A 26,190-nucleotide genomic window follows, 5' to 3' on the forward strand; every position below is an offset into this window, starting at 1 on the left:
GGTCACCCCCAGAAGAATATTATACCATACAAATATATTCCGTACATATGTTCTTTTTCTGCACCATTTGTCTGAATTCGTCGCGTTATGTTGGACTTGTGTTACCCGAAAGCGGAACGGTTGCGCCCGGCAGATTGGACGGGTCCAGATACGCTTCAAGTGGGCAGTCAAGTAAACGCACAATAACAGCCTCGGTGTCGTTTACCGGTCTGACCTGCATTAATAAACCATTCATTCGAATCTCTTTCGTATCCCCCGCCTCTGTCCACATGCCTGACCATAGTTGCTCTGGAGGCATCACAGTATACATTGTCATTGCGTGTATCCTCCCGCCTGCATCGACTGTCTTTTATCTCCCATAAGCTTGTTCAATTGTGCAATGGCTTGACCAATACCACCAACAGCATCCATCAAACCGTACTTCACTGCGTCCGCACTTCCTACCGCTGTTCCAATATCCCGATTCAATTCTCCTGTCTTGAACATCAATTCTTTGAACATGTCTTCGGAAATGTTAGAGTGCGAAGTTACAAACCGTACAACACGTTCCTGCATCTTCTCCATGTATTCAAACGTCTGGGGTACACCTATGACAAGTCCGTTCATACGTATCGGGTGAATCGTCATTGTGGCACTTCCCGCAATAAGCGAGTACGTGGAAGCAACTGCAATAGGTACACCAATACTATGCCCTCCTCCAATGACAACGGTCACCGTTGGTTTGCTCAAAGAGGCAATCATCTCAGCAATAGCAAGTCCAGCCTCCACATCGCCACCTACCGTATTGAGAATAATCAAAATGCCTTCAATCTTCGGATTTTGTTCTGCCGCTACCAGCTGCGGGATAATATGCTCATACTTGGTTGTTTTGTTCTGTGGGGGTAAAATCAAATGTCCCTCTACCTGACCGATAATGGTCATACAGAAAATATTAGATTCACTGGCTGGTGACTGTGTTTGCCCGAACTGCTGAATGGATTCTGTGACTGGAGAAAGTTGCTTCTCCTCCTGCACCGGAATATCTGGAGCTTCGGCCTCCGACTGATTGGATTTTGGCATTCGTTTGTTGTCATTCATCTGCTCATTCATAAAATGCTGTCTCCTTCTCCTGAAAAATATAATTGTTGTCTTTTCCTTAGTATGGGGAATCTGTCAACGACCTTATACTTTCCCTGAACAAACATTTCCATCAATCCGTCTTTGAAATTTTTGCTCCCCTCTCATACTCCCTTTTAAAAACACAAAAAAGCCCCTTCTCTACGAGGAACCGTCCAATATTACTCGTAGAGAAGGGGCGACTGTGTGCCTGATTATATGTTTTTCATTAAACTTATTTTAAACTTCCATAATGATTGGCAAAATCATCGGTCTACGACGCGTTTGCTCATACAGGAAACGTCCCAAAGCATCTTTAACATTTGTTTTAAGTGATGCCCACTCGTTTACATTTTCACTCATCAGCTTCTGCAAAGTACTGCTTACAATGCGATTAGCCTCATCCAGCAGTCCTTCTGATTCACGTACATACACGAATCCGCGGGAGATAATATCCGGACCAGAGACGATTTTACCATCCTGCTTGCTGAGTGTTACCACGACAACCAGAATACCATCCTGCGACAGCAACTTACGATCACGCAATACGATGTTACCAACATCACCTACACCCAGACCATCAATCAACACGTTACCTGCAGTTACTTTACCTGCTTTACGTGCAGCTCCGCCTTGAATCTCGACAACTTCACCGATATCCGTAATGAAAATATTGTCCGGGTCGATGCCTACAGATTCAGCGAGAACCGCGTGACGACGTTGCATCCGGAATTCACCGTGAATCGGCAGGAAGTATTTCGGTTTCATCAGGTTGAGCATAAGCTTCAATTCTTCCTGACTTCCGTGACCAGATACGTGAACGCCACTGTTAGCACCGCTGTAATGTACGTTAGCTCCCAAACGGAACAGTTCGTCAATTGTACGGCCTACATACTTCTCGTTTCCTGGTACTGGTGTTGCCGCAATGATAACAGTATCTCCAGGAAGGATGTCCACTTTACGATGCGTAGAACGCGCCATACGTGTCAATGCGGACATTGGCTCACCTTGGCTACCTGTGCAAAGAATAACTACACGATCTGCAGCCATTTTGCCAACTTCTTCCGGCTCAATGATCATTCCGTCTGGAATTTCCAGATAACCTAAATCCGAAGCGATCCCCACCACATTTACCATGCTACGTCCGATCACTGCAACTTTTCGTCCAGTAACCTCTGCTGCATTGATCACCTGTTGAATACGGTGCACGTTGGAAGCAAACGTTGCGACAACGACACGTTGGCTAGCTTTGCGGAAAATATCTTCCAGCACAATGCCTACGTTTTTCTCAGATGGAGTGAATCCAGGTTTCTCCGCATTGGTACTGTCAGAGAGCAACGCAAGTACGCCGTTGGTTCCGATCTGTGCCATACGTTGAAGATCTGCATACTGACCATTCACTGGCGTATGATCAAATTTAAAGTCTCCCGTGTGAACAACTGCGCCTTCCGGCGTTTCTACACATACCCCGACGGAATCCGGAATACTATGGTTAGTAGCAAAGAATGATGCTTTCAGCGTTGTTCCCAGTTCGAGCTCTGAATCTGCGTTGATGAGGATACGTTTCGTCTCACCAAGCAAATTAGCTTCTTTCAGTTTGTTCTCGACAAGACCAAGTGTAAGTCTTGTTCCGTAAACAGGAACATTCAAGTGTTTGAGGACATATGGCAAACCGCCGATGTGATCCTCATGTCCGTGAGTTAAAATAATGCCGCGTACTTTATCACGGTTCTCAGTCAAGTACGAAATGTCAGGGATGACAATATCAATACCAAGCATATCTTCTTCAGGGAATTTAAGACCAGCGTCTACGACTACAATGTCGTTCGCGTATTGGATAACATACATATTTTTACCAATCTCGCCTACGCCGCCCAATGCAAAAATCATCAGCTTCTCGTTATTATTATTTTTCTTAGACAAATGAATCTGAACCTCCTATGGTAGTTGGACGTCGTACCTTATTATTTATTGTAAGTTAAGAAAAGTAGTTCAAACATCACACCCCTAAGAATTAGGGATGAATGCAAAAGAACACCTTTATTCACGATATCTGGAAGAAGTTCTTCGAAGTTATACCCCATCACCAACAGGTTGGATCCGAATTTCCCCTCTTAGCCGTTCCTTCCTTTTTCACCGCAAAGCCACACCAACGAAACGATGTCGCTTTCAATTTCAAAAAAATACCGCACCCAGTCACTTGACATCATTATACATGATTAAAAACAGAAAAAACAAGTCACTCTCTCGTTAACCTGTAGGTTTCCCTTCCTGCAAAAAAAGAAACCTTACATCGCTCGTCAAAAAAAGAACCGCTGCCTCTACTTGAGAGGTGCGGTTCTTTCGTTAAACAAAGCGTTCATGCTTATCATTAATAAACGTCTAAAGAATCCAACTTTTATTTACAATTGAAGCAAATTTTTAATGTAATCCTGCTCCTCCGTAGTAGGCGGAATCAAAGGCAGACGTACTGAACCTACGTCCAGTCCACGTAAAGTTAATGCATATTTTACCGCTACCGGATTAGGCAAAGGCTGTGGGCACTCAAACAGCCCTTTGAAGAGCGGGAAGAGCTTCTGATGAATGCGTCTCGCCTGTAGAGGGTCGCCGCCATAAAAGGCATCGATCATATTTTTCATCTCCGCACCTACGACATGACTCGCCACGCTAACAATACCGTGAGCACCGACTGCAATAGCAGGCAGACCTGCTGCGTCATCCCCTGTATAGACTCTGAAATGGTCAGGCGCACCCGCTGCTATTAAAGTCACCTGCTCCATGGATGCACATTCCTTCGTCGCCACAATATTCGGGATTTGTGCCAGTCGCAATGTGGTTGCGGCAGACAGGTTTGCGACAGTACGTCCAGGTACATTGTACAGCATCACTGGCAACGTCGTTGCAGCAGCAATCGTTTCAAAATGTCTAAACATACCTTCTTGGCTAGGTTTGTTGTAGTACGGTACAACTAATAATACCCCGTCTACCCCGACACGTTCAGCTTCCTCTGTCAGATGGATAGAATGCGCTGTATTGTAGCTGCCCGTCCCGGCTATAATCTTGCACCTTCCAGCCGCATGTTTCACTGCAAATTCGAATAATTGAACTTTCTCTGTATCACTAAGTGTTGGCGACTCCCCTGTTGTACCAGAAATCACGAGAGTCTCCGACTTTTGATCAACGATCAGATAATCGATGAGACGTGCCGTTTCCTCCCAATGTATCTCTCCTTGTGCATTGAACGGAGTGACCATTGCTGTAATCAATCTTCCAAAGTCCAAATCGATTCCTCCCTCAAAACAAGTCTGGCTCCGCTAACATGGGTGAGTTACAAGTGAAGTTCGAATGAGGTATGAAGTGCCCTCAGGGCCTGAACCATATCTTCTTTTTTGACAAGCACCCAGATCGTCGTATTGGAATCCGCTGATTGCAAAATCTGAATATCTGCGAGCGTCAGTGACTCCACAATGCGGGCCATAATTCCAGGCACACCGTTAATTCCTCCGCCAATAACAGATACTTTGGCACAGCCGGACAGACTTTGAGGCTTTAGACCGATCTCCTGCAATACGCGTATAGCCTTCTCTGAATCACTATCAAACACGGTATAGACGACTCCCGAGGGGGTAACATTAATAAAATCAACGCTAATTGAATTTTCAGCCATCGTTTTGAAAACTTTTAATTGCAGTCGATCCGTCCCACCAGGCACATCCACCGTAATTTGCGTAACATTGCTCACATAAGCAATACCGGTTACATAGCGGTCAATAATGCCTGTCTGTACATCCTGAAACCCTTCCGGATGGGTAACAAGCGTACCTTCTGTATCGGCAAAAGTAGATCTTACCCGCACAGGAATTTGCGATTGCATCGCAATCTCGACGGCACGCGGATGAATAACCTTTGCCCCATGATGAGCCATGTTACAGATTTCTGCATAGCTTACTACGGTTAGTGGACGAGCATCTTCAACAATCCGAGGGTCAGCCGTTAATATCCCGTTAACGTCCGTGTAGATGTCCACCATCTCAGCTCGTAGTGCTGCACCCAGAGCTGTAGCGGATGTATCACTGCCTCCGCGTCCGAGTGTGGTAAAATCGCCTTTTTCCGTTTGTCCCTGGAATCCAGTTACAATGACAACACGACCAAGTTGAAGCTGTTCCAGCACACGAACAGGACGGACATCCAATATCCGGGCATTCCCGAAATTGTCGTCCGTCACAAAACCCGCTTGTGCGCCGGTCAGCACTGAAGTTGGAATGCCTTCATGTTCAAGCAAGCTGCTGAGCGTTGTTGCAGAAATAATTTCACCACAGCACAGCAGTAAATCTTTTTCCCGAGCAGATAGAGCATTTCCGTTCTGTGCAGCCCAGTCCAAAAGTGTATCCGTAGCATACGGCTCACCGCGGCGGCCCATAGCTGAAACCACAATAACGAGGTTAAAACCCGCTTCGAGCTCACGTTTAACATGCCGGAGCACATGCTCTCTCGCTTGCACTGTAGAGAGCGATGTACCTCCAAATTTTTGTACCATAATACGCATCTTTATTCCTCCATTTGTGTACGCAAGAAGACTGGACACGGGTCAAATCAACAAATGCATAACCCTTGGGAGCGTTCCGATGCGATAATCTCAGCAATGTATACGGCATGTATGACATGTATATCAAATACATCTCTCCTGCTTGCTGCATGAAGATCATATGCAAGCAGGAATGCCCTTATGAACAGGAACGTGTTTAGAGGTAGCTGTATAGACCAGCTATCGTCCCCCATGATTTTCTTTGTCTCTCGTACCCTTCTTCATTTCTCCAAGCGCATTGCCGTTATTGCCCTAATGCCATCCTTAAGCCTGTGGAGCACGCTCCACAATCATCGGTTGCAATTGCTTTCCTTCTAGTGCACTCCAGCAAGCCTCCGGGATAAGTTCCATTTTGGCAACTAACGAGTTTGGTTTTTTCACTGGATCATCTTGACCAAACGGTACAAAATATACATATTTGGCCACTAATAATTTAGCTATATTTGCTGCATTCAAACCAAGTCCATCATTCGTCGATATCGCCAGCACAAGCGGACGCTGATTACGCATCTGCGCTTTTGCAGCCATAAGCACCGGACTATCCGTCATCGCGTTCGCCAGCTTGCTTGTGGTATTCCCCGTACATGGAGCAATGACCAGCACATCAAGCAGCTTAGAGGGCCCTAAAGGCTCCGCCTCAACAATTGTAGAGATGATATCATTACCCGTTATATCTTTCAATTGTTTTTGCCAATTCTGCGCTGTACCGAAACGTGTATCCGTCGTCAGTACCGAGTTCGAAATAATCGGAACGACATTCGCGCCTTCGGATACAAAGCGGCTAATGACTGGCATAACCTCTTCAAACGTACAATGAGACCCCGTAATTGCGTAACCTACCGTTTTACCCTGCCAGTTCATGATTTAACCTCCCGTGCGTTCTGTTCTTCCAAAAGCAAACGGATTAACGCGTCGGCAATAATGCCGCCAGCCGTTTTGGGAGCAACAATGCCGGGGAGGCCTGGTGCGAGCAGTGCCTTGATGCCACGTTTGTCGGCATATCTGAAATCGCAGCCGCCAGGAGCGGATGCAAGGTCAATAATAACCGCTTTTTGAGGCATTCTGGACAGGATTTGTGCTGTGATTATCATAGTCGGTATCGTATTAAAAAGCAAGTCAACTTCCCCGGTTTGAGCGGCCAAATCCGTTGTCATGAAAGGCTTCCAGCCCATGATTGTTGCTCTGGCAACATCCTCATTCCGCCGAATTCCCACTCGTACATTAGCTCCAAGTCCCTGCAATGTTTTGGCTAGCGTAAACCCTGTTCGACCGATGCCAAGCACGATGCATTCAGACCCGTGAATCGTAAAATCCGTTTCTTTAATTGCAATGGCGATGGCTCCCTCCGCTGTCGGAATAGAGTTGTATAGTGCGATATCATCACGATCAAGCACTTCCACAAGCCGAAGGCCATTCTCCTCGCAAAGTTCACGCAAAAACGGCTTTGCCATACCAGTAAATACGGTGCAATGCTCCGGCAGGGCGGCCATATGTTCCTTTTTCAGAACAATCGGTTCACCACTAAACGAAGAGCTCACTTTTCCTTGATCATCACAGCTCACAACAGGCAGTACCAGTACATCTGCAGAAGCAAATACTTCATCCTTGAGTTCGCGGTGCTCAATGCCCGGAATCACTTGCTCCAGTTGATCGAAGCCTACTACACTTACCGTCGCATCGAGCTCGGCGCATTTTTGAATGACTTCAAGTTGCCTTGCATCTCCGCCAAGAACGACTATCCGGACTCCGGTCAGCATCGGGACGTCACTCCTTTCACCACATGTATGCCTTATCGTATGCAGTGGCCTACAGGGGGGTGAAACAATAAAGGAATGAAATCCTTGTTCAACATAAAAAGCCGCCCTGTAAAGGACGGCTGGGAAAAACACGATATTATTATAGTTATCCAACTATATATTTGAAAAAAAGAAATCGGTATTGTTATTTACCTGTGTGCCCGAATCCGCCTTCGCCCCGCACGGTCTCCGAAAGTTCAGCCACTTCCGTCAATTCGATGGCAGGCACCGTCTGAAACACGATTTGAGCAATCCGTTCCCCACGCACAATCGTAAAGGGCTCCTGACCCAAATTAATGAGCAACACCTTCACCTCACCACGATAATCCGCATCAATGGTTCCCGGTGTATTCAGGCAAGTAATCCCGTGTTTGAAAGCAAGTCCGCTACGTGGACGAATTTGAGCTTCCAGCCCGGCAGGCATCGCCATCGCAAGACCAGTCGGAATCAATGTACGCTGCCCTGGCTCTAGCACAACTTCTTCTTCCAATGCCGCCACCACATCAAAGCCAGCAGCCAGCTCGGACATCTTTTGCGGCAGTTTAATATCTTCGTTACCCGGTAATTTCTTTATTTGAACGTAATGCAACCAAATCATCCCTTCTAAGTCCAGCAATCGTCTTGTCTGATGCTCCTACCATCGCGAGCGCAAACGGCTCTGCAAACATCAGATCAAGCACAGCGTCAATGTCTTTCATCGTGACTTGCTCAATCTTGGCAATCATCTCGTCAAGCGTATGATGTCTGCCAAGCATCAATTCATTTTTTCCCAGTCGGTTCATACGGCTGCCCGTGCTCTCCAGACTCAGGATCAGACTACCTTTCAGCTGCTCCTTGCCTTTACGCAGTTCATCTTCGGATAATCCATTTACAGCCAGATCACGTAGCACTTCTTTGGTTAGATCCAGTACTTCTTTGGTCTGTTTCGGCGCTGTACCCGCATAGATCGTGAATAGTCCGCTGTCCGCATGAGAGCTGTGATAAGAATAAACGGAGTAAGCTAGCCCTCGCTTTTCACGGATTTCCTGGAACAATCTGGAGCTCATACCGCCACCAATCGCATTGTTAAGAACAACCATCGCAAATTGTAGCGGGTCTCCGATTTTGCAACCTGGAAACGAAATACAGATATGATTCTGCTCCGTTTTCTTTTTGTGGAAGAGCTGACCGCTTTGAAAAGCCGGAATGTTTACTTCCTCGGTTACACCGTTAACATCAAACGCACCAAAGTGTTTCTCCATCAGATCAATCACGCTATCGTCAATGTTACCCGCAATACTGATCACGGTGTTCTCGATGGTGTAATGTTCCTTCATATATGCACGTAAATGACTGGAATCCATCGCTTTAAGACGTTCTTCGGTTCCCAGGATTGGATATGCCAGTGGATGCTCTCCATATGCAGCGAGCGCCATCAAATCGTGAACCATGTCGTCAGGCGTATCCTCGTACATTGAGATTTCTTCCAAAATCACATTTTTCTCTTTGACGAGTTCACCGTCGTCCATTTTGGAGCGAAAGAACATATCGGACAACACATCCACCGCAATAGGCAGATGCTCATCCAACACTTTTGCGTAATAGCAGGTATATTCCTTGGAGGTAAATGCATTTACGTTACCGCCGATCGCATCAAACTGCTCCGCAATCGCCTTCGCATCAAACCGATCCGTCCCCTTAAAAAGCATATGTTCAATAAAATGGGATACCCCGTTATTTTCTGTTCGCTCATTACGCGAACCTGTTTTGACCCAGATTCCAAATGACACGGAACGACAGGTCGGGATTTGTTCCATCACAACTCTGAGGCCATTGCCCAGCTGAATTTTTTTCACGGTTGGCCCTCCTACATCTCTATAATTGCCCTGATTTCAATAATGATGAAATCGACATTTGGTTCCAACTTTTTGATATTAACAAAAAAACGGCGTTCACTCAACCGTATGGCCTTGCACCCGTTCAGAAGACAACGTTTCACTTACAGTTCCTAACGACAGTCCTTTAGCATGGATGGAATCGATCATACCTTTCAGTGCTCCTGCGGAGGATGCGGTTGGATGCATGAGAATTAACGATCCGGCCTCGGTTTTATTGGCAATTTTGGCTATGACAGAGTCTGGGCTGGGTTTGCGCCAGTCCACTGTATCTACCGTCCACAAGACGGTTTTTAGCCCCATAGATGCCGCGATATCCACCGTTTTTTGATTAAAATCACCCGAAGGCGGAGCGAACCAACGATTTTCCACTCCAAGGGTTTGTTGCAACAGATCCTGGGTTTTGCTAATTTCTAATCGGGCTCGCTCTGCACTCAAACGACTCATGTCGGGATGTGAATATGCATGGTTGGAAAGCTCATGTCCACGCTTCTGAATTTCCTTGGCGAGTTCTGCATTTTTGCTCAGCCAACTTCCATCCAGAAAAAATGTAGCCTTCACCTTCTCCGCGTCAAGCGTGTCCAACATTGGAACAAGGAATTCATTGCCCCAAGCGACATTAATCATAAAAGAAACCATGGGTTTACTCTCATTGCCTCGATAAATCGGATGTGCCCCCAGGTCTTTTAACTGAATTTCCGGCTCGGTCTGGCGATAGACATATGGAATTTTGGTATTCAGCGTGCCACCCAGCGCCTTGCGATACGTAGCTTCTACGTCGATCTCCAGGCCGTTATAACCCGGGATCGCTTTCCATACTCGATCAACTCTCGCATTCACCGGTGCAATTCGAGTTTCAGCTGCCTTATCCTTGATCGCAGATAACAATGACTCTTCTCCGGTCGCTTCCTTAAACATGTCAAAAGCATTCTGAGTTCCCGGACCATCACGGATCTCCGTAATGTATGTACGTACACTGTCCACTTGTCCGATTAGCATGACCGCCGCCACACCCGCAAGAACAACCGCCAGTTTTTTGGATTGGTTTCTCACAGCTCCATCCTCCTGCCGTCTTTGTCCCCATCATATGAGGACAAGGACAGGAATATGAATAAAAACTGCAATCTTATGAATGGAACGTATTTTTGTTTAAACGTTAAAAAAAGAGCCAGAAATTCACATTCTGTCTCTTCATTCAATCATGCTTATGTTATTCAAACCAACGTCAGCAACCTAGGATTGCGCAGGAGCTTCTGCTGTTAGTACTGCTTTACGAGACAAGTTGATTCGACCTTGCGGATCAATCTCGGTTACTTTTACAGTAATAGAATCACCAATCGCCACAACATCTTCTACTTTCGCTACACGCTCAGTAGACAATTGGGAGATGTGAACCAGACCTTCTTTGTTTGGCAACACTTCAACGAATGCACCGAATTTCTCAACGCGTTTTACTTTGCCGACATAGATTTCGCCAACAAGTACTTCGCGTACAATGCCTTCGATGATCGCTTTGGCTTTATCATTCATCTCCTGATTGGAAGAAGCGATAAAGACACGTCCATCCTGCTCGATATCAATTTTAACACCGGTTTCTTCGATGATTTTATTGATGATTTTACCACCAGCGCCGATGACATCACGGATTTTGTCCGGATTGATATGCATAGTCGTAATTTTAGGCGCATATTGGGACAATTGCTCACGAGGTGTTTTCATCACTTCGGTCATTTTACCCAAAATGTGCATACGTCCCTCTTTGGCTTGAGCTAGCGCTTCGGACAAGATTTGACGATCGATTCCATCAATTTTAATATCCATTTGAATCGCTGTTACGCCTTCAGGTGTTCCTGCTACTTTGAAGTCCATATCGCCCAGATGATCTTCCATACCTTGAATATCACTCAGGATAGATACATGGTCTCCGTCTTTGATCAGACCCATCGCCACACCAGCTACCGGTGCTTTGATTGGTACACCTGCGTCCATCATGGCAAGTGTACTTGCACAGATACTTGCTTGGGACGTAGAACCGTTGGATTCCAATACTTCAGATACCAAACGAATCGTGTATGGGAAGTCCGTTTCAGAAGGAATAACCTTAGACAATGCACGCTCACCAAGGGCACCATGTCCGATTTCACGACGTCCTGGCGCACGAAGCGGACGAGCTTCACCTACGCTGAACGGCGGGAAGTTATAGTGATGCATGAAACGTTTCGTTTCTTCCAAACTGATGCCATCCAGAATTTGAACGTCACCCAGTGCACCTAGTGTACAGATGCTCAGTGCTTGCGTTTGTCCACGTGTGAACAGACCTGAACCATGTGTACGCGGAAGCAGTGAAGTATCACATTCAATTGCACGAATTTCAGCAAGGCCGCGTCCATCCGGACGTACTTTATCGTGAGTGATCAGACGGCGCACTTCTTCTTTGACGATATCGTGCAGCACTTCTTTCACATCTTTTAACAATTCAGGTGATTCAATGTATTTCTCTTCAAAATGAGCAACAGTTTCGTCATTCACGACATCAATCGCATCTTGACGGGCATGTTTCTCAGCAATTTTAACAGCTTCCACCAAACGTGCACTTGCAAACTCACGCACGCTGCTGTTCACTTCTGCATTAACGGCATGCAGTTTCACTTCCATTTTTTCTTTACCAGCTACTTGTACAAGCTGCTCAATCACCGTTACGATGTTTTTGATCTCGTCATGTCCGAACATGATTGCTTCAAGCATCACTTCTTCTGGTAACTCGTTCGCTTCGGCTTCAACCATCATAATCGCATCTCTAGTTCCTGCAACCACGAGTTCAAGTTCGCTGACTTCAAGCTGTGCAATTGTTGGGTTAATGATGAACTCTCCATCAATACGGCCCACCTTCACACCGCCAATTGGCCCACTGAAAGGTACATCGGAAATGCTCAGTGCTGCTGAAGTACCAATCATTGCTGCGATTTGTGGTTCACAATCCTGATCCACGCTCATAACAATATTCAGAACTTGTACATCGTTACGGAAACCTTCCGGGAACAATGGACGAATCGGACGGTCTGTCAGACGACTTGCCAGAATTGCTTTCTCGGATGGTCTACCTTCACGCTTAATAAATCCACCTGGGATTTTACCAACAGCGTACAATCTTTCCTCATAGTTCACCGTTAGTGGGAAAAAGTCCAAATCTTTCGGCTCACTGGATGCTGTCACGGTACACAATACGACGGTATCCCCGTATGTTACCTTTACGGCAGCATTTGCCTGCTTGGCCAAACGCCCGGTTTCAAGCGTAAGCTTTCTTCCACCAAGCTGCATTTCAACACGCTGTTCCATGAAATCCCTCCTTTAATTCGTTCCTATCACAATGGATTCTGCATATTCACAGTATTTCCTGCTTGTCCAGCATTCATTAACTATAGTTGGACAGGCCGGAGACTGACTTGCAAAACAAAAGCTCCTTGCGGAGCCCTCAGCTACAAATATATGGCAACATGTTCATCTACAAAACAACCCGGCTGTAAGCTCCGCTTGTCCTTTTAGACAAAAGAAAAGCGGATAACAGCCAGGTTGATTTTGAAAACATGTACGATAATTAACGACGCAATCCGAGTTTTTCGATCAGTGCGCTGTAACGTTTAACATCTTTGTTTTTCACGTAAGCCAAAAGCTTACGACGTTGACCTACCATTTTCAAAAGTCCACGACGTGAGTGGTGGTCTTTCTTATGCGTACGCAAGTGGTCTGTCAAACTTCTGATGTTTTCCGTAAGGATAGCAACTTGCACCTCAGGTGATCCAGTATCGGACTCATGAGTTTTGTGCTCGTCGATCAGTTGTTGTTTACGTTCTTGAGTCAATGCCATCCTATTCACCTCCTTCATTATAATCGCCATTAGCCTCGTCACCGCCGGTGAGAGCGTGTAACCAAGCTAAGGTTAATGTTGCCTCATTCGACAACGTAGTACATTATACCATACTTGCCCTGACAAAGTAAATGTAAACATCCATTTTATTAAAGTTTTTAGGACAGTAAGCGAGCTGCGGTCAGTGCATCTTCTCGGATCTGAGCAATCAGAGCATCGATGGAATCGAATTTTCGTTCATTTCGAATGTAATGCACCAGTTCTACTTTCAGTTCCTGATCATAGATTTGGCCGTCAAAATTAAGCAGATGTACTTCGTACGTCGGTCTCATTCCATTCTCGTGAAAGGTAGGTTTGACACCAAGGTTCATCACACCTGTCAATTCTTGATCGCCAACGTTTACTCGTACAGCATATACACCTTTGGCTGGTGTAACATAGTGATCGGTAAGTTCGAGATTGGCGGTAGGAAAACCGATGGTCCGTCCCCTTTTCTCTCCGTGAATCACAGTACCTCTGACACTATAAGGACGTCCAAGCCACTGGCTTGCCTCATCCATCTCACCACGCTTCAAAAGAGCACGGATCAGCGAGCTACTTACTTTCTCCCCGCCCAGCAAGAACGGAGGCACGGTCTCTACTGTCATTTCTCCATCCCCGAGCGCACGAAGCATTCGTTCATCCCCAGCACCTTTGTGCCCGAACCGGAAATCAAATCCAACAACCGCTGTACGCGTTTGGAGAGGAAGCAACAGTTCATGAACGAATTGCTCTGGCGAGAGCTGTGAAAATGATTCATTGAACTCAACAACATAGAGTATGTCTACGCCCATGCCAGCCAAAATTTCTTCTTTGTCTCTCAGAGGCGTCAGATAACCTTCGTAATCCCCTTTGCGCATAACTTCCTTCGGATGTGGGTGGAAGGTCATGACGGCCGCCTTCATATCCGATTCCCTAGCGATGCGAACAGCGGATAGAATGACGCTTGCATGTCCGAGATGCAACCCGTCAAATTGACCGATAGCCAGCACTTGGGGATGTGTACTCAGTTCCGCCGATTGCAATGTTTGCGGATAGGTTAGCATTACGGTTTTCACAATCATTCACCTGCATTTCACTTGATAGGCCAAGCTTGAACCTCGTCATCACGCCAAGCCATTGCCTCTTTATTCCGGTAAGAAGACTTTAACAGCCCTCACGGTTGGTTTCGATTCATCCCGTTCAAAAATACCTAGAAACGTTCCATCTTGAGCGTATAGACGGAGTAGCCCTGGCTTCTCCACAGGTGGCTCCAGTAAACGTGCTGACAGCTTTTGGCCCTGTAGAGCGCCCTTCGTCTGTTCTTCTCCAACTTTATGGGCTGGAATGGAAGAGATCGCTTCATCTACGGGAATCAATGCTTCAGAGAGAGTCCCTTCGTTCATACGCTGTTCCACGTCTTCGATACGAAGACAATGATCTGCCGAGATACCAGCAGATATGGTGCGCTCCAGCTTAACCATGGTGGAAGGGAAACCAAGTTCACGACCGATGTCTACACATAATGTGCGAATATACGTCCCTTTTGAGCACAAGGCACGGAACGATATATCCGTTGTGCCATCATGGGTTTCGATCCCGATAAGCTCAAGCTCGTAGATGGTGACTTCACGACTCTTGCGTTCTACAGTCTTACCCTCGCGGGCAAGCTCATATAGCCGTTTTCCGTCGACCTTTACTGCTGAATACATCGGCGGAACCTGCGAAATGGTACCCAGAAACTTCTGTAACACCTCTTCCACCTGATCCTGAGTTACTTCTACAGGGGATTCCGAACGTTCAATAACTTCCCCCGTCAGATCCTCGGTGTCTGTAGCAAGGCCCAGCCTTAGTGTCGCCAGATACTCCTTCGGAAGTTCCTGCATATACTCCACCACCCGTGTCGCTCGCCCAAGGCATAACGGAAGAACGCCAGTTACCTGCGGATCGAGCGTGCCCGTGTGACCGATGCGCTTCATTTTCAAAATCCGACGCATTTTGGCTACAACATCATGGGAAGTAAATCCCGCTGGTTTGTATACCGGGAGAATACCTTCAAACGGTTTTACCATTGTGTATTCACCTGCTTCAACACTTTTTCCACGCTTTCTTCGACTTTGCCTTCCAGTCGGCATCCAGCTGCGAGAACATGTCCGCCGCCACCAAAAGTTTGTGCCAGTGCTGCAACATCTATTTTACCGGCAGAACGCAAGGAAGCTTTAACAGCATTATCGTTGATCACTTTGAAAAAGATGCCCACTTCTACTCCACGAATGTTACGGGTATAGTTGACGATCCCTTCCAGATCTTCGTTGGCTGCTCCACACTCCTGCATATCTTCTGGTGTAATAACAACCCAGGCAACTCTACCGTCTTCTGACATTTGCAAAGAGGACAGTGCCTTGTTCAATATGCGAATCTGCGGGAGCGTCACCTCTTCGAGTAGCGTTTGTGCCAAATAAGGCCCATCTACACCATGCTCCAGTAAGCGGGAAGCAACAGTCATCACATTGGGACTTGTATTCGCATAACGGAATCCACCCGTATCTGTTAGCAAGCCTGTATATACTGCCGTAGCTATATCCTTATCCCATGTAATGTCAAATAGTTGTAGCAATTCAAACAAAATTTCGGCCGTTGCTGCTGCATCGGATTTTATAATGTTAACTGAACCATATCCGTTATTCGTAGGATGATGATCGATATTCAAAATAATGGCGTCTTCTTCAAAATATTGACGGGTAAGCCCCACTCTTGCAAAGTCAGCGCAATCAACACAAATGATCGCTTTAAACTTACGCTCCGGGGGTTGTTCGGTCATGTTCACAATGGCATCCGCATGATACAGAAAACGCATGCGTGATGGGATTTCGCCCTCATTAATCATTGTGAATGTTTTTCCCAGACATGACAGCAGCCAGCCCATCGTTACCGTCGAGCTGACTGCGTCACCGTCCGGCTGTACATGCGACACGACCAGGTAATCGTCATGCTCCAGCAAGAATTGTTTTCCTGCCTGGAGCGCCTGTTCATAAGTGTGCATTGCCGTCTCCTCTATTCTGTTACTGGGATTCGTTTTTGTCGTTGTCAGAACCAATATCGCCAAGCAGCTTTTCAATTCGGCTACCATATGCAATTGATTCGTCAATCTTGAATATCAACTCGGGAACATGACGGAACCGGATACGTTTGCCCAGCTCCGTGCGCAAAAAGCCGTTTGCTTTTGCAAGTGCTTTAAGCGAGTTATCCTTTTGCTCCTGTTCACCGAAGACACTCAGATAAACTTTGGCTTGCGACAAGTCGCCAGTTACTTCAACTCCTGTCACGGTAATAAAACCGATGCGTGGATCTTTCAGTTCTGACTGGATGAGCAGACTCAGTTCTTTCTTGATCTGCTCGCCCACTCTACCTGTACGAATCTTAGCCATTGTTGTTCACCTCAAACTTCCTTGCTTATCGTTGTACGGTCTCCATGATGAAGGCTTCAATTACATCGCCTTCCTTGAGATCGTTGTATTTATCCAATGTGATACCACACTCGTAACCTTGAGCCACTTCTTTGGCATCATCTTTAAAGCGTTTCAGGGAATCCAGCTTACCTTCGTAAAGGACGATACCATCACGAATCAGGCGAGCTTCCGCAGAACGAGTGATTTTGCCAGAGGTAACCATACAACCCGCAATGGTACCCACTTTACTGATGGAGAAGGTATTACGTACTTCAGCATGGCCAATCACTTTTTCTTTGTAGATCGGATCAAGCATACCTTTCATTGCTTGTTCAATCTCTTCGATAACACTGTAGATGACGCGGTGCAGACGAATGTCTACTTGCTCTTGATCCGCAGTAATTTTGGCTTGGTTTTCAGGACGAACGTTGAAACCGATCACGATGGCATTGGAAGCTGCAGCCAAAATGATGTCGGATTCCGTGATCGCACCAGCACCGCTGTGAATGATCTTCACGCGTACACCTTCAACCTCGATTTTCGCAAGGGAACCTTTCAATGCTTCAACCGAACCTTGTACGTCACCTTTAATGATCACGTTCAAATCTTTGATCTCACCATCTTTGATGTGTTGGAAAAGATCATCCAGAGTTACACGTGTGTTCGTACCCAGATCGGATTCACGCTGCGTAATCGCACGTTTGTCAGCGATGGAACGAGCTTTACGCTCATCTTCGAACACCATGAACGGATCTCCTGCTCCTGGCACTTCAGTCAAACCTGTAATTTCTACCGGTGTAGATGGTCCTGCTTCTTTCAGACGGCGGCCTTTATCATTGACCATTGCACGTACACGACCAAAACAGTTACCCGCTACGAACGCATCTCCGACTTTCAGTGTACCATGCTGTACAAGGATACGTGCAACTGGTCCACGTCCTTTATCAAGCTCAGCCTCAATGACCGTACCCCGGGCACGTTTATCTGGATTTGCTTTGTATTCATTTACTTCTGCAACGAGCAGAATCATTTCAAGTAAACCTTCCAGACCCATTCTTTGTTTCGCAGATACGTTTACAAAGATCGTATCTCCGCCCCACTCTTCCGGAACGAGTTCATAGTTGGTCAGTTCCTGTTTTACTTTGTCAGGATCAGCGCCCGGCTTATCAATTTTGTTAACCGCTACGATGATTGGCAAACCTGCCGCTTTCGCGTGGTTAATCGCCTCAACCGTTTGTGGCATAACACCGTCATCGGCAGCGACTACAATAATCGTCATATCTGTAACTTGTGCTCCACGGGCACGCATTGCTGTAAATGCTTCGTGACCCGGAGTATCCAGGAACGTGATTTTCTTGTGGTTAATTTCAACTTGATATGCACCGATATGTTGAGTGATTCCGCCCGCTTCGCCGCCAGTTACATTCGTAGAACGAATGGCATCCAGCAATGTTGTTTTACCATGGTCAACGTGACCCATAATCGTTACAACTGGAGGACGGGATTGAAGGTCAGCAGGATCATCATTCTCTTCAACGGTTTCAAAACGATCGTCTTCAAGCACAATTTTCACTTCAACTTCAACACCGAATTCACCTGCAAGGAGGAGAATGGTATCGATATCAAGCTCTTGGTTAATGGTTGCCATAACACCCATACCAATCAGCTTTTTAATAACTTCAGAAGCATCCTTGTGAAGAAGTTTCGCTGTTTCACCAACCGTCATATCACCACGAACGATGATTTTCTTCGGCGTGTTATCGATTTTCTCACGTTGTACATATTGTTGCTGATTTCTGTTACGGTTGTTCTTGCCACCACGGTTATTACGGAAGTTACCGCCACGGTTATCGTCGAAACGACGTCCGCCTCCGCCACCACTATTGGAACGGTTGCCGCTGTTATTATTACCGGAATTGCCTTGACCACCTCTGCGCTGGCCGCCTTGTCCCTGCCCTTGGCCACCAGTACGGTTAGCGCTATTGGCAGAGTTACTACCGGTGTTCGGTCCTGTAGTTCTGCCTGGACCACCGCTATTGTTCGGACGTTGTCCGGACCCTTGCGGGCGGGAAGCCGTGTTTCCTTGACCGCTTGAAGCTGGTCTTGGACGATTTCCTGTTTGTCCTCCTTGGCTTGAACCTTGGGAAGAAGAATTTGTTCTGTTACGGCTGTCTTGGCCGCTTGGTCTCTGAGTGCCATTGTTATTGTTGGAATTTGGTCTATTGTTCATACCTACCTGCTTTTCCTGTTGTATTTTTGTTTGTACGGGACTACCGGCTGTTGTGCTGTTATTCGGCGTGTTCACTCCGCCGCCCGGCTTGTTGCTGTCCACTGGTTTGTCACTGCGCACAGCCGAAGTCGCAACAGACTTGGCTTCGCCACCTTGTTTCGAAGCGGCAGTGGATTTTATATCTTTAAAAAATTGTTCCACTTTACCGACTGAACCATTCTCCATCACACTCATATGATTGTTAACGGGAATATCCAGCTTTTTAAGAATGGTTATAATTTCTTTACTGCTCATGTTAAGGGACTTCGCATATTCATAAACTCGCAATTTTTCCTTGTTTTCCTGTTTACTCAATATACTCCACCTCCGACATTATACCGACTTGCTTGGAGATCATTTTTGCAAACCCAAGGTCTGTTACTGCAAGAACCACCCGCGTGTCTTTACCGATGCTTGACCCAATACGGTCACGATCCAATCCGATAAGAAGCGGAACCTTGTAAGTAGCACATTTGTCGCGAAATTTCTTTTGTGTATTCGCCGAGGCGTCGCCTGCAACTATAACCATCTTGGCTTCACCCGAACGGATCGCCTTATGCACAATCTCATCACCTGTGAGCAGTTTACCAGCGCGCATGGACAGACCGAGGTAAGACAACACTTTCATATCACTCATCCTCTTCACGCTCCTGTGCAGCAATGAATTCATCCTCAACTGCAACGAAATCGGCAGCGAGCTGTTCATAGATTTCTGGTGAAACTTTACTCTTCAGCGCACGATCAAGCGCACGATTTTTAAGTGCAAGCTTGAAACAAGACTCTTTGCCACACAGATATGCGCCTCGTCCGGACTTTTTCCCGGTCAAATCGATCAGTACTTCGTCCTCAGGCGTTTTAACGATGCGAATCAGTTGTTTTTTGGGCATCATTTCTTGACATGCCACACATTTGCGCAGCGGCACTTTTTTAGGTTTCATACGTCAGCGCCCCCTCCGTGCTTTCCTTTAGTCGACGGAGACGGAATCCTGATGCATTTCCGAAGAAGAATCTTTTTCTCTGCCGAATTCCTGCTCCGCCTGGCTCTCGCTCTTAATGTCGATCTTCCAGCCCGTTAATTTGGCTGCCAATCTAGCATTTTGACCTTTGATGCCGATGGCAAGGGACAGTTGATAGTCAGGAACGATCACCCGAGCCATCTTTTCCTCCTCGAACACGTGAACTTCCAAGACTTTAGAAGGACTCAGTGCATTCGCCACATATTCGTCCACTTGTTCGGAATAACGAACGATGTCGATTTTCTCACCGCGCAGCTCACCCACAATGGTCTGCACGCGCATCCCTTTTGGACCTACACAAGATCCAACCGGATCAACTTCCTCATTGCGAGAATGAACTGCGATTTTGGAACGGAATCCTGCTTCGCGGGCAACCGAACGAATCTCAACTACACCGTCAAATATCTCAGGCACTTCCAGTTCGAAAAGGCGTTTTAAGAGGCCCGGATGAGTACGGGACAAAATGATTTGTGGCCCTTTGGTCGTATTCTCTACTTTGGTGATGTAAGCCTTGATGCGGTCACCGTGAACAAACTTCTCGTTCGGCATTAACTCTGTGAGTGGCAGTGCCGCTTCGATTTTGCCCAGGTCGATGTAGATATTGCGCAAATCCTGACGCTGCACTACTCCCGTAACGATATCTTCTTCCTTATCCACGAAAGCATTGTAGATCAGGCCACGTTCGGCTTCACGAATCCGCTGAGTTACAACCTGTTTAGCCGTTTGTGCGGCGATACGTCCAAAGTCGCGCGGCGTAACTTCAATCTCCGCAATATCTTCCAGCTGGAAGTGTGGATTAATTTCCCGTGCAGCAGGCAATGAAATCTCAGTGCGTGAATCCAGGACTTCTTCCACGATCAGTTTGCGGGCATATACGCGAATAACCCCCGTATTACGGTTCATGTCAACACGTACGTTCTGCGCCGTGTTAAAATTACGCTTGTAACTGGAGATAAGTGCAGCCTCGATCGCTTCAAACAGCACATCCTTGCTGATCCCTTTTTCCCGTTCCAATTCATTCATTGCTTCAATAAAATCCATACTCATGAATGTTGATCCCCCTTTCAAACATGGCATCCCATACGTAAAACGGCTAAGGCTCGAAACTTGTGAGCACCTTGCCGTTATCGTGAGATGTGTCTTTTTCATTAATCAAGTGAACAAGGCACTTTAAAACAAAATGGCCAAGCGCGCACTGGCAACCTTTTCATAAGAAATGGTATGCTGCTTCTTGCCTGCTTCAATTACAAGCTCCCCATTATCAAAGGAAAGCAGCTTGCCTTCGAATTCCTTTAATTTATTCACCGGCTCGTAGGTTGTAACAAATACGTTTTTGCCTACGGCTTTGGCAACATCCTCCGCTTTTTTCAGTGGACGCTCCGCACCGGGAGAAGACACTTCAAGGAAATAGACAGATGGGATCGGATCGTTCTCATCAAGCTTGGCGCTCAGCTTTTCGCTGATCAAGACACAATCGTCGATGTCGATTCCACCCTCTTTGTCGACATACACCCGTAAAAACCAGTTGCTGCCTTCTTTGACGTATTCGATGTCAACCAGCTCGAAGCCTTGTTCGTTCAAGTAGGGTTGGATCATTTCTTCCACGGTAGATTTAATATTCGTTGTGCTCAAAACCGATAACCTCCAACTTAGGTCACACCAACTATAATCGCTGGCAGATGATTAAATACCCAAGATTCTTGTATACCAAAGACTAAAGAGTGGGTTTCCCCACTCTTCAGAAATTCGTACTATCTCGTTCACTTCAAAAATTATAACATAGTCTGGTAATAGTGACAAGTAACCCACCTTTGCATACCAACCACACTAATGAAGGAAAAATCGAAGTGTATGGCTTCAGACATAACAAATGAAGTTATCCTGCTAATTGCCTGTCAATTAGAACAAGGACAGCTGATTGCTTTCAGGCAAACCACGGAAACATCCCATGTTGGTCAGCAACTCCACAATCGTTTTGGTTGCTTTGGACTTCTGCTGGAAATCCTCAATCGACAGAAATTCCCCATGCTCGCGGGCCGCTGCAATGTTACGAGCCGCGTTATCCCCAATACCTGCCAGTGCAGAGAATGGAGGAATCAGAGACTTCTCGTCCACAATGAATTTGGTCGCTTCTGAGCGGTACAGATCAATCGGTTTAAGCGAGAAGCCGCGAGCGGCCATCTCCAGTGCCATTTCAAGAACAGGAAGGCTGTTTTTCTCTTTTGGCGGCGCCTGGAAACCGAGCTGTTCGATCTCTACGATTTTGCGATAGATGGCATCATAACCTTGGCACACCAGCTCAATATCCAGCTCGTCTGCACGAACGGTAAAGTATGTCGCGTAATATTCAATCGGATGATACAGCTTGAAAAATGCTGTACGTACAGCTGAAATAACGTAAGCAGCCGCGTGGGCTTTCGGGAACATGTACTGGATTTTGAGACAGGAGTCAATGTACCATTGCGGTACCTTGCAGTTTTTCATCTCGTCAATCCATTCCTGTGGCAGTCCACGTCCTTTACGAACACTCTCTGTAATCTTAAAGGCCAGACTCGCATCCATTCCCGCCTTATAGATCAGGAACAACATGATGTCATCCCGGCAGCCAATTACCGTTTTGATGTTACATGTGCCGTTCTTGATCAGATCCTGCGCATTGCCAAGCCATACGCCAGTCCCGTGAGAAAGCCCCGAAATCTGCAACAAATCGGCAAAAGACGACGGCTGAGATTCGACAAGCATCTGACGCACGAATTTCGTACCCATCTCTGGCACACCGAATGTCGCAACAGGGGAGCGAATCTGCTCCGGGGTTACGCCAAGGGCATCCGTGGAGTTGAACATGCTCATGACTTTGGGATCATTCATCGGAATCGTTGTTGGATCAACGCCCGTAAGATCCTGCAGCATACGCATCATCGTCGGATCATCGTGTCCCAGAATATCAAGCTTCAACAGGTTTTCTTCAAATGCGTGATAGTCAAAGTGGGTCGTTTTCCACTCTGCTGTAACATCATCTGCCGGATACTGGACAGGTGTAACATCTTCCACCTCAATATAATCCGGTACAACGACGATTCCGCCGGGATGCTGTCCCGTGCTTCGCTTTACACCGGTACAGCCGGATGCCAGACGATTCAGCTCGGCGCCGCGCCATTTCTTTTGATGTTGTTCTTCGTATTTCTTCGCAAAACCAAACGCCGTTTTCTCAGCGACCGTTCCGATCGTACCCGCACGGAACACACTTTTCTCACTAAACAGCACTTTCGTGTAATTATGGGCATGGGGCTGATAATCCCCCGAGAAGTTCAAGTCGATATCGGGAACTTTATCCCCTTTAAACCCAAGGAAAGTTTCAAACGGAATATCCTGTCCTTCCCCTTTGAGTTTCCCACCACAATCAGGACATGGTTTGTCTGGCAAGTCAAATCCACTCGGTACACTACCGTCAAGGAACCATTCGCTGTGCTTACATTCAGGGTTCACGCAGATATAATGTGCAGGAAGCGGATTAACTTCCGAGATGCCCAGGAACGTTGCTACGACGGACGAACCCACCGATCCCCGCGAACCTACAAGATAACCATCTTGATTTGATTTTTTAACGAGACGTTCCGAGATCAGATAGTTGGCAGAAAATCCGTATTTGATGATTGGCTGCAATTCTTTTTCCAAACGAGCAATAATGACTTCCGGCAGGTCTTCACCATAGATCGATTTGGCCGTGTTGTAACAGGTGTTACGGATTTCCTCCTCCGCACCCTCCAAAATCGGCGTAAAGAGTTTGTCCGGAAAGAGCTTGATCTCCTCAAAACGATCGGCTAGCTCAATGGTATTGGTAACCACAACTTCATACGCTTTATCCTGTCCAAGGAACTGGAATTCCTCCAGCATTTCGGCTGTCGTTCTGAAGTGAGCATCCGGTTTGCGCTGGTCTTTAAGCGGACTGAATCCGGTAATCCCATGAATCGTAATATCCCGATAAATTTTATCTCGCGGCTCCAAGTAATGAACATTACCTGTAGCAATGACAGGTTTATTCAATTTGGCGCCGATATCTACGACTTTACGAACCGCAAGTTTTAGTTCTTCTGGCGTAGCCACAAGTCCTTTGTCCACCAGATGCATGTACATGGTCAATGGTTGGATCTCCAGAATGTCGTAAAACTCGGCGATTTCCTCGGCTTCTTCCACCGATTTGTTAAGGACAGCTTCGAAGAATTCTCCTTTTTCACAGCCTGATATGACAACTAATCCTTCGCGCAAGCTTACGAGCTTGGACTTTGGTATACATGCAACACGTTTGAAGTATTCGGTATGTGAGAGGGAAACCAGCTTATACAGATTTTTCTTGCCTACATCATTCAACGCGTAAATTCCGCAGTGGAAAGGACGTGTATTCGACAAATCTACCCCAACGAAATCATTCAAACGATCCAGCATCGTCAGACCTTTTAATTGGGCTGCATCATTGATGAGTCCATTCAAAATGCCTGCCAAAGCAATCGTATCATCGATCGCCCGGTGATGGCTTTCCAGTGCAACTTTATATTTATCAGCCAGTGTATTCAACCGGTGATTTTTCATTTTTGGATATAAAAGACGAGCCAGTTCTAGGGTATCAAGCACCGGATTTGGTAGCTCAGGCATGTCCAGATTTTTGAGGGATGCCTGAATAAAGCCCATATCAAACCGTGCATTGTGCGCGACCAGTACACCATCTCCGGCAAAAGCAACAAAGTCACGAATAACCGGTTCAAGCTCTGGTGCATCTTTTACCATCTCATCTGTAATGTTGGTTAACTGTTGAATGTTGTATGGGATTCGTTCATGCGGATTGACAAAGGTAGCAAAACGATCCACCTCTTTGCCCTCTTGAACTTTGACAGCGGCGATCTCAATGATTTTGTTCTGCGTTACCGACAGTCCCGTGGTCTCGATATCAAATACGATATACGTCGCCGTTTTCAGATCCATTGATTGTGGATTTAGCACAACCGCTACAGAGTCATTCACCACATTCGCTTCCAGGCCGTAGATCATCTTAATCCCATTTTTCTTGGCTGCCTTGGATGCTTCTGGGTAAACCTGAACACCACCGTGGTCCGTTACGGCAATGGCCTTATGTCCCCAATCAGCAGCTGTTTTGACATATTTATCAATGGACGTTACGGCATCCATCGTGCTCATCGTAGAGTGTAAGTGGAATTCTACACGTTTCTCCTCCGCTGTATCCTTACGAGATGGCGGTGCCTTGATTTCAGTCAGATCCGAAGGAATCATAGCAAGCTCAGGAATTTGCATAAACCGGTCGTACTCTACACGTCCGCGAACTTTTACCCATTTTCCATTCGCCAGCAAGCTGAGAATTTTGACATCTTCTTTGGTTTTGGCAAACATCTTCATTTGCATTGAATCCGTAAAGTCTGTCAGATAAAAGGTGAATAAGGTATTTCCATTCCGCAGTTCCTTGCGGTCCAGACCAAAGATCGTTCCCTGGAGTGTAATTTTCTTCTCCTCATCCTGAACTTCCTGCATCGGAACAGCCGGCTCTTTGATCTCATACCCCATCTGCAACCGCACATCACCTTGATCTTCTTCTTCCGGCAGTTCCGTCTCTATGACTTCACTCATCATTTTTTCGATTACCTGTCGTTCTTCTACTTTCTTCTGGGCCTGGAATTGCTCCATCGCCTCTTTGTTGCTTCCCGCTTCACCCACCTGTATTTTAATACGCAGTGGCAAGTGAAAATACTTCTCGTAGAATCGAGTAATAGCTTGGTCAATCTGCTTTTTGCGAGCAAGTTCCATAGATGTGGAATCACTCATCGTCAGTTGCAGCAGATCGTCTTCACATTCCACTGTCGCACGATTCATCCAACCATTTACAGACGGAATTTCACGAGTAACCCACTCCAGAAACAGGTTCCAATACTCATTTACGATATCATTAGACAGCACCTTGTCTGTATATTTAAAAGCAAATGTAATTTTAGCTATATGATTTAACTTCTCCTGAATATGCAGACTGAACGTTCGATAGATCGGCGCTGGCACCAGTGTGTCCTTTCCAATCTGAATATGCCATTCGCGATTCGTACGATTGGTCTCGACCTGTTCAATCCACCCATCCAGGAAATAAGGGTCAGTCAAACCTACCGGAAGTTCTGCCTGTTTCATCAACAACTCAAACCGTTTTCTCTTCTCCTCAAATCCACTCATC

The 26,190-nt window shown here is 46.5% G+C and carries 22 protein-coding genes; all 22 read right to left on the reverse strand.

Annotation, left to right across the window (positions count from 1 at the left end; translation table 11 throughout):
• Positions 1–85: 85 nt before the first annotated feature.
• The 22 genes from H7T88_RS22975 to H7T88_RS23080 all read right to left on the reverse strand — a co-directional run bounded on the left by H7T88_RS22975 (position 86) and on the right by H7T88_RS23080 (position 26,189).
• Positions 86–316 carry a YlzJ-like family protein gene (locus tag H7T88_RS22975; protein WP_090923819.1) on the reverse strand — a complete coding sequence of 77 codons (231 nt, stop codon included), beginning with the start codon at positions 314–316 and terminating at the stop codon, positions 86–88.
• Complete coding sequence (locus H7T88_RS22980; RefSeq protein WP_418792739.1) at positions 313–1,089, reverse strand: ClpP family protease; 777 nt, start codon at positions 1,087–1,089, stop codon at positions 313–315. The genes H7T88_RS22975 and H7T88_RS22980 overlap by 4 nt, the downstream gene beginning before the upstream one ends.
• A gap of 246 nt (positions 1,090–1,335) precedes the next feature.
• Complete coding sequence (locus tag H7T88_RS22985; RefSeq protein WP_373323207.1) at positions 1,336–2,985, reverse strand: ribonuclease J; 1,650 nt, start codon at positions 2,983–2,985, stop codon at positions 1,336–1,338.
• 512 nt (positions 2,986–3,497) lie between these two features.
• Positions 3,498–4,376, reverse strand: coding sequence for a 4-hydroxy-tetrahydrodipicolinate synthase (dapA, locus tag H7T88_RS22990; protein ID WP_221790529.1), 879 nt, complete (start codon positions 4,374–4,376; stop codon positions 3,498–3,500).
• A gap of 47 nt (positions 4,377–4,423) precedes the next feature.
• Positions 4,424–5,641 (reverse strand): aspartate kinase, encoded by a 1,218-nt coding sequence (dapG, locus tag H7T88_RS22995; RefSeq protein WP_090923822.1) that lies wholly within the window; start codon positions 5,639–5,641, stop codon positions 4,424–4,426.
• Positions 5,642–5,944: 303 nt separating this feature from the next.
• On the reverse strand, positions 5,945–6,541 hold the full coding sequence (locus tag H7T88_RS23000) for a dipicolinate synthase subunit B (RefSeq protein WP_090923823.1): 597 nt from the start codon (positions 6,539–6,541) through the stop codon (positions 5,945–5,947).
• On the reverse strand, positions 6,538–7,437 hold the full coding sequence (dpsA, locus tag H7T88_RS23005) for a dipicolinate synthase subunit DpsA (RefSeq protein WP_090923824.1): 900 nt from the start codon (positions 7,435–7,437) through the stop codon (positions 6,538–6,540). The genes H7T88_RS23000 and dpsA overlap by 4 nt, the downstream gene beginning before the upstream one ends.
• Before the next feature lie 184 nt (positions 7,438–7,621).
• The gene (gene dut, locus H7T88_RS23010) at positions 7,622–8,065 is read right to left on the reverse strand and encodes a dUTP diphosphatase (RefSeq protein WP_090923825.1); all 444 of its coding nucleotides are present in this window, start codon (positions 8,063–8,065) and stop codon (positions 7,622–7,624) included.
• A complete protein-coding gene (locus H7T88_RS23015) occupies positions 8,031–9,311 on the reverse strand; it encodes a M16 family metallopeptidase (RefSeq protein ID WP_090923826.1) in 1,281 nt (426 codons plus the stop codon). The genes dut and H7T88_RS23015 overlap by 35 nt, the downstream gene beginning before the upstream one ends.
• 96 nt (positions 9,312–9,407) lie before the next feature.
• Complete coding sequence (locus H7T88_RS23020; protein WP_221790531.1) at positions 9,408–10,403, reverse strand: polysaccharide deacetylase family protein; 996 nt, start codon at positions 10,401–10,403, stop codon at positions 9,408–9,410.
• Positions 10,404–10,583: 180 nt separating this feature from the next.
• Entirely contained in the window at positions 10,584–12,686 is a 2,103-nt protein-coding gene (gene pnp, locus H7T88_RS23025; protein WP_090923827.1) for a polyribonucleotide nucleotidyltransferase, read from the reverse strand.
• A 259-nt stretch (positions 12,687–12,945) separates the two neighbouring features.
• Positions 12,946–13,215, reverse strand: a complete 270-nt coding sequence (gene rpsO / locus H7T88_RS23030) for a 30S ribosomal protein S15 (RefSeq protein WP_056700672.1) — start codon at positions 13,213–13,215, stop codon at positions 12,946–12,948.
• Between the two features lie 158 nt (positions 13,216–13,373).
• Entirely contained in the window at positions 13,374–14,312 is a 939-nt protein-coding gene (locus H7T88_RS23035) for a bifunctional riboflavin kinase/FAD synthetase (RefSeq protein ID WP_423246155.1), read from the reverse strand.
• A gap of 69 nt (positions 14,313–14,381) precedes the next feature.
• Entirely contained in the window at positions 14,382–15,305 is a 924-nt protein-coding gene (gene truB, locus H7T88_RS23040; protein WP_154886344.1) for a tRNA pseudouridine(55) synthase TruB, read from the reverse strand.
• Positions 15,299–16,276, reverse strand: coding sequence for a DHH family phosphoesterase (locus H7T88_RS23045; RefSeq protein WP_090923830.1), 978 nt, complete (start codon positions 16,274–16,276; stop codon positions 15,299–15,301). Before H7T88_RS23045 ends, truB begins: the two co-directional genes overlap by 7 nt.
• A gap of 19 nt (positions 16,277–16,295) precedes the next feature.
• The gene (gene rbfA, locus H7T88_RS23050) at positions 16,296–16,661 is read right to left on the reverse strand and encodes a 30S ribosome-binding factor RbfA (RefSeq protein ID WP_090923831.1); all 366 of its coding nucleotides are present in this window, start codon (positions 16,659–16,661) and stop codon (positions 16,296–16,298) included.
• 25 nt (positions 16,662–16,686) lie between these two features.
• A complete protein-coding gene (gene infB / locus H7T88_RS23055; protein WP_221790535.1) occupies positions 16,687–19,266 on the reverse strand; it encodes a translation initiation factor IF-2 in 2,580 nt (859 codons plus the stop codon).
• Entirely contained in the window at positions 19,259–19,588 is a 330-nt protein-coding gene (locus H7T88_RS23060; protein ID WP_154886347.1) for a L7Ae/L30e/S12e/Gadd45 family ribosomal protein, read from the reverse strand. Before H7T88_RS23060 ends, infB begins: the two co-directional genes overlap by 8 nt.
• The gene (rnpM, locus tag H7T88_RS23065) at positions 19,581–19,889 is read right to left on the reverse strand and encodes an RNase P modulator RnpM (RefSeq protein WP_090923834.1); all 309 of its coding nucleotides are present in this window, start codon (positions 19,887–19,889) and stop codon (positions 19,581–19,583) included. The genes H7T88_RS23060 and rnpM overlap by 8 nt, the downstream gene beginning before the upstream one ends.
• Positions 19,890–19,916: 27 nt before the next feature.
• On the reverse strand, positions 19,917–21,014 hold the full coding sequence (gene nusA, locus H7T88_RS23070) for a transcription termination factor NusA (RefSeq protein ID WP_090923835.1): 1,098 nt from the start codon (positions 21,012–21,014) through the stop codon (positions 19,917–19,919).
• Between the two features lie 123 nt (positions 21,015–21,137).
• Positions 21,138–21,599, reverse strand: a complete 462-nt coding sequence (rimP, locus tag H7T88_RS23075; RefSeq protein WP_090923836.1) for a ribosome maturation factor RimP — start codon at positions 21,597–21,599, stop codon at positions 21,138–21,140.
• Positions 21,600–21,866: 267 nt separating this feature from the next.
• The gene (locus H7T88_RS23080) at positions 21,867–26,189 is read right to left on the reverse strand and encodes a PolC-type DNA polymerase III (RefSeq protein WP_221790537.1); all 4,323 of its coding nucleotides are present in this window, start codon (positions 26,187–26,189) and stop codon (positions 21,867–21,869) included.
• Between the last annotated feature and the right edge of the window lies 1 nt (position 26,190).

The sequence above is a fragment of the Paenibacillus cucumis (ex Kampfer et al. 2016) genome, from assembly GCF_019748695.1.
Classification (GTDB): domain Bacteria; phylum Bacillota; class Bacilli; order Paenibacillales; family Paenibacillaceae; genus Paenibacillus; species Paenibacillus polysaccharolyticus.

Excerpts from the sequence above, each read along its gene's own strand:
- H7T88_RS22975 (WP_090923819.1), bottom strand. The coding sequence starts at position 316 with ATGACAATGTATACTGTGATGCCTCCAGAGCAACTATGGTCAGGCATG.
- H7T88_RS22980 (WP_418792739.1), bottom strand. The coding sequence starts at position 1,089 with ATGAATGAGCAGATGAATGACAACAAACGAATGCCAAAATCCAATCAG.
- H7T88_RS22985 (WP_373323207.1), bottom strand. The coding sequence starts at position 2,985 with ATGATTTTTGCATTGGGCGGCGTAGGCGAGATTGGTAAAAATATGTAT.
- dapG (WP_090923822.1), bottom strand. The coding sequence starts at position 5,641 with ATGCGTATTATGGTACAAAAATTTGGAGGTACATCGCTCTCTACAGTG.
- H7T88_RS23000 (WP_090923823.1), bottom strand. The coding sequence starts at position 6,541 with ATGAACTGGCAGGGTAAAACGGTAGGTTACGCAATTACGGGGTCTCAT.
- dpsA (WP_090923824.1), bottom strand. The coding sequence starts at position 7,437 with ATGCTGACCGGAGTCCGGATAGTCGTTCTTGGCGGAGATGCAAGGCAA.
- pnp (WP_090923827.1), bottom strand. The coding sequence starts at position 12,686 with ATGGAACAGCGTGTTGAAATGCAGCTTGGTGGAAGAAAGCTTACGCTT.
- rpsO (WP_056700672.1), bottom strand. The coding sequence starts at position 13,215 with ATGGCATTGACTCAAGAACGTAAACAACAACTGATCGACGAGCACAAA.
- truB (WP_154886344.1), bottom strand. The coding sequence starts at position 15,305 with ATGGTAAAACCGTTTGAAGGTATTCTCCCGGTATACAAACCAGCGGGA.
- H7T88_RS23045 (WP_090923830.1), bottom strand. The coding sequence starts at position 16,276 with ATGCACACTTATGAACAGGCGCTCCAGGCAGGAAAACAATTCTTGCTG.
- rbfA (WP_090923831.1), bottom strand. The coding sequence starts at position 16,661 with ATGGCTAAGATTCGTACAGGTAGAGTGGGCGAGCAGATCAAGAAAGAA.
- H7T88_RS23060 (WP_154886347.1), bottom strand. The coding sequence starts at position 19,588 with ATGAGTGATATGAAAGTGTTGTCTTACCTCGGTCTGTCCATGCGCGCT.
- rnpM (WP_090923834.1), bottom strand. The coding sequence starts at position 19,889 with ATGAAACCTAAAAAAGTGCCGCTGCGCAAATGTGTGGCATGTCAAGAA.
- nusA (WP_090923835.1), bottom strand. The coding sequence starts at position 21,014 with ATGAGTATGGATTTTATTGAAGCAATGAATGAATTGGAACGGGAAAAA.
- H7T88_RS23080 (WP_221790537.1), bottom strand. The coding sequence starts at position 26,189 with ATGAGTGGATTTGAGGAGAAGAGAAAACGGTTTGAGTTGTTGATGAAA.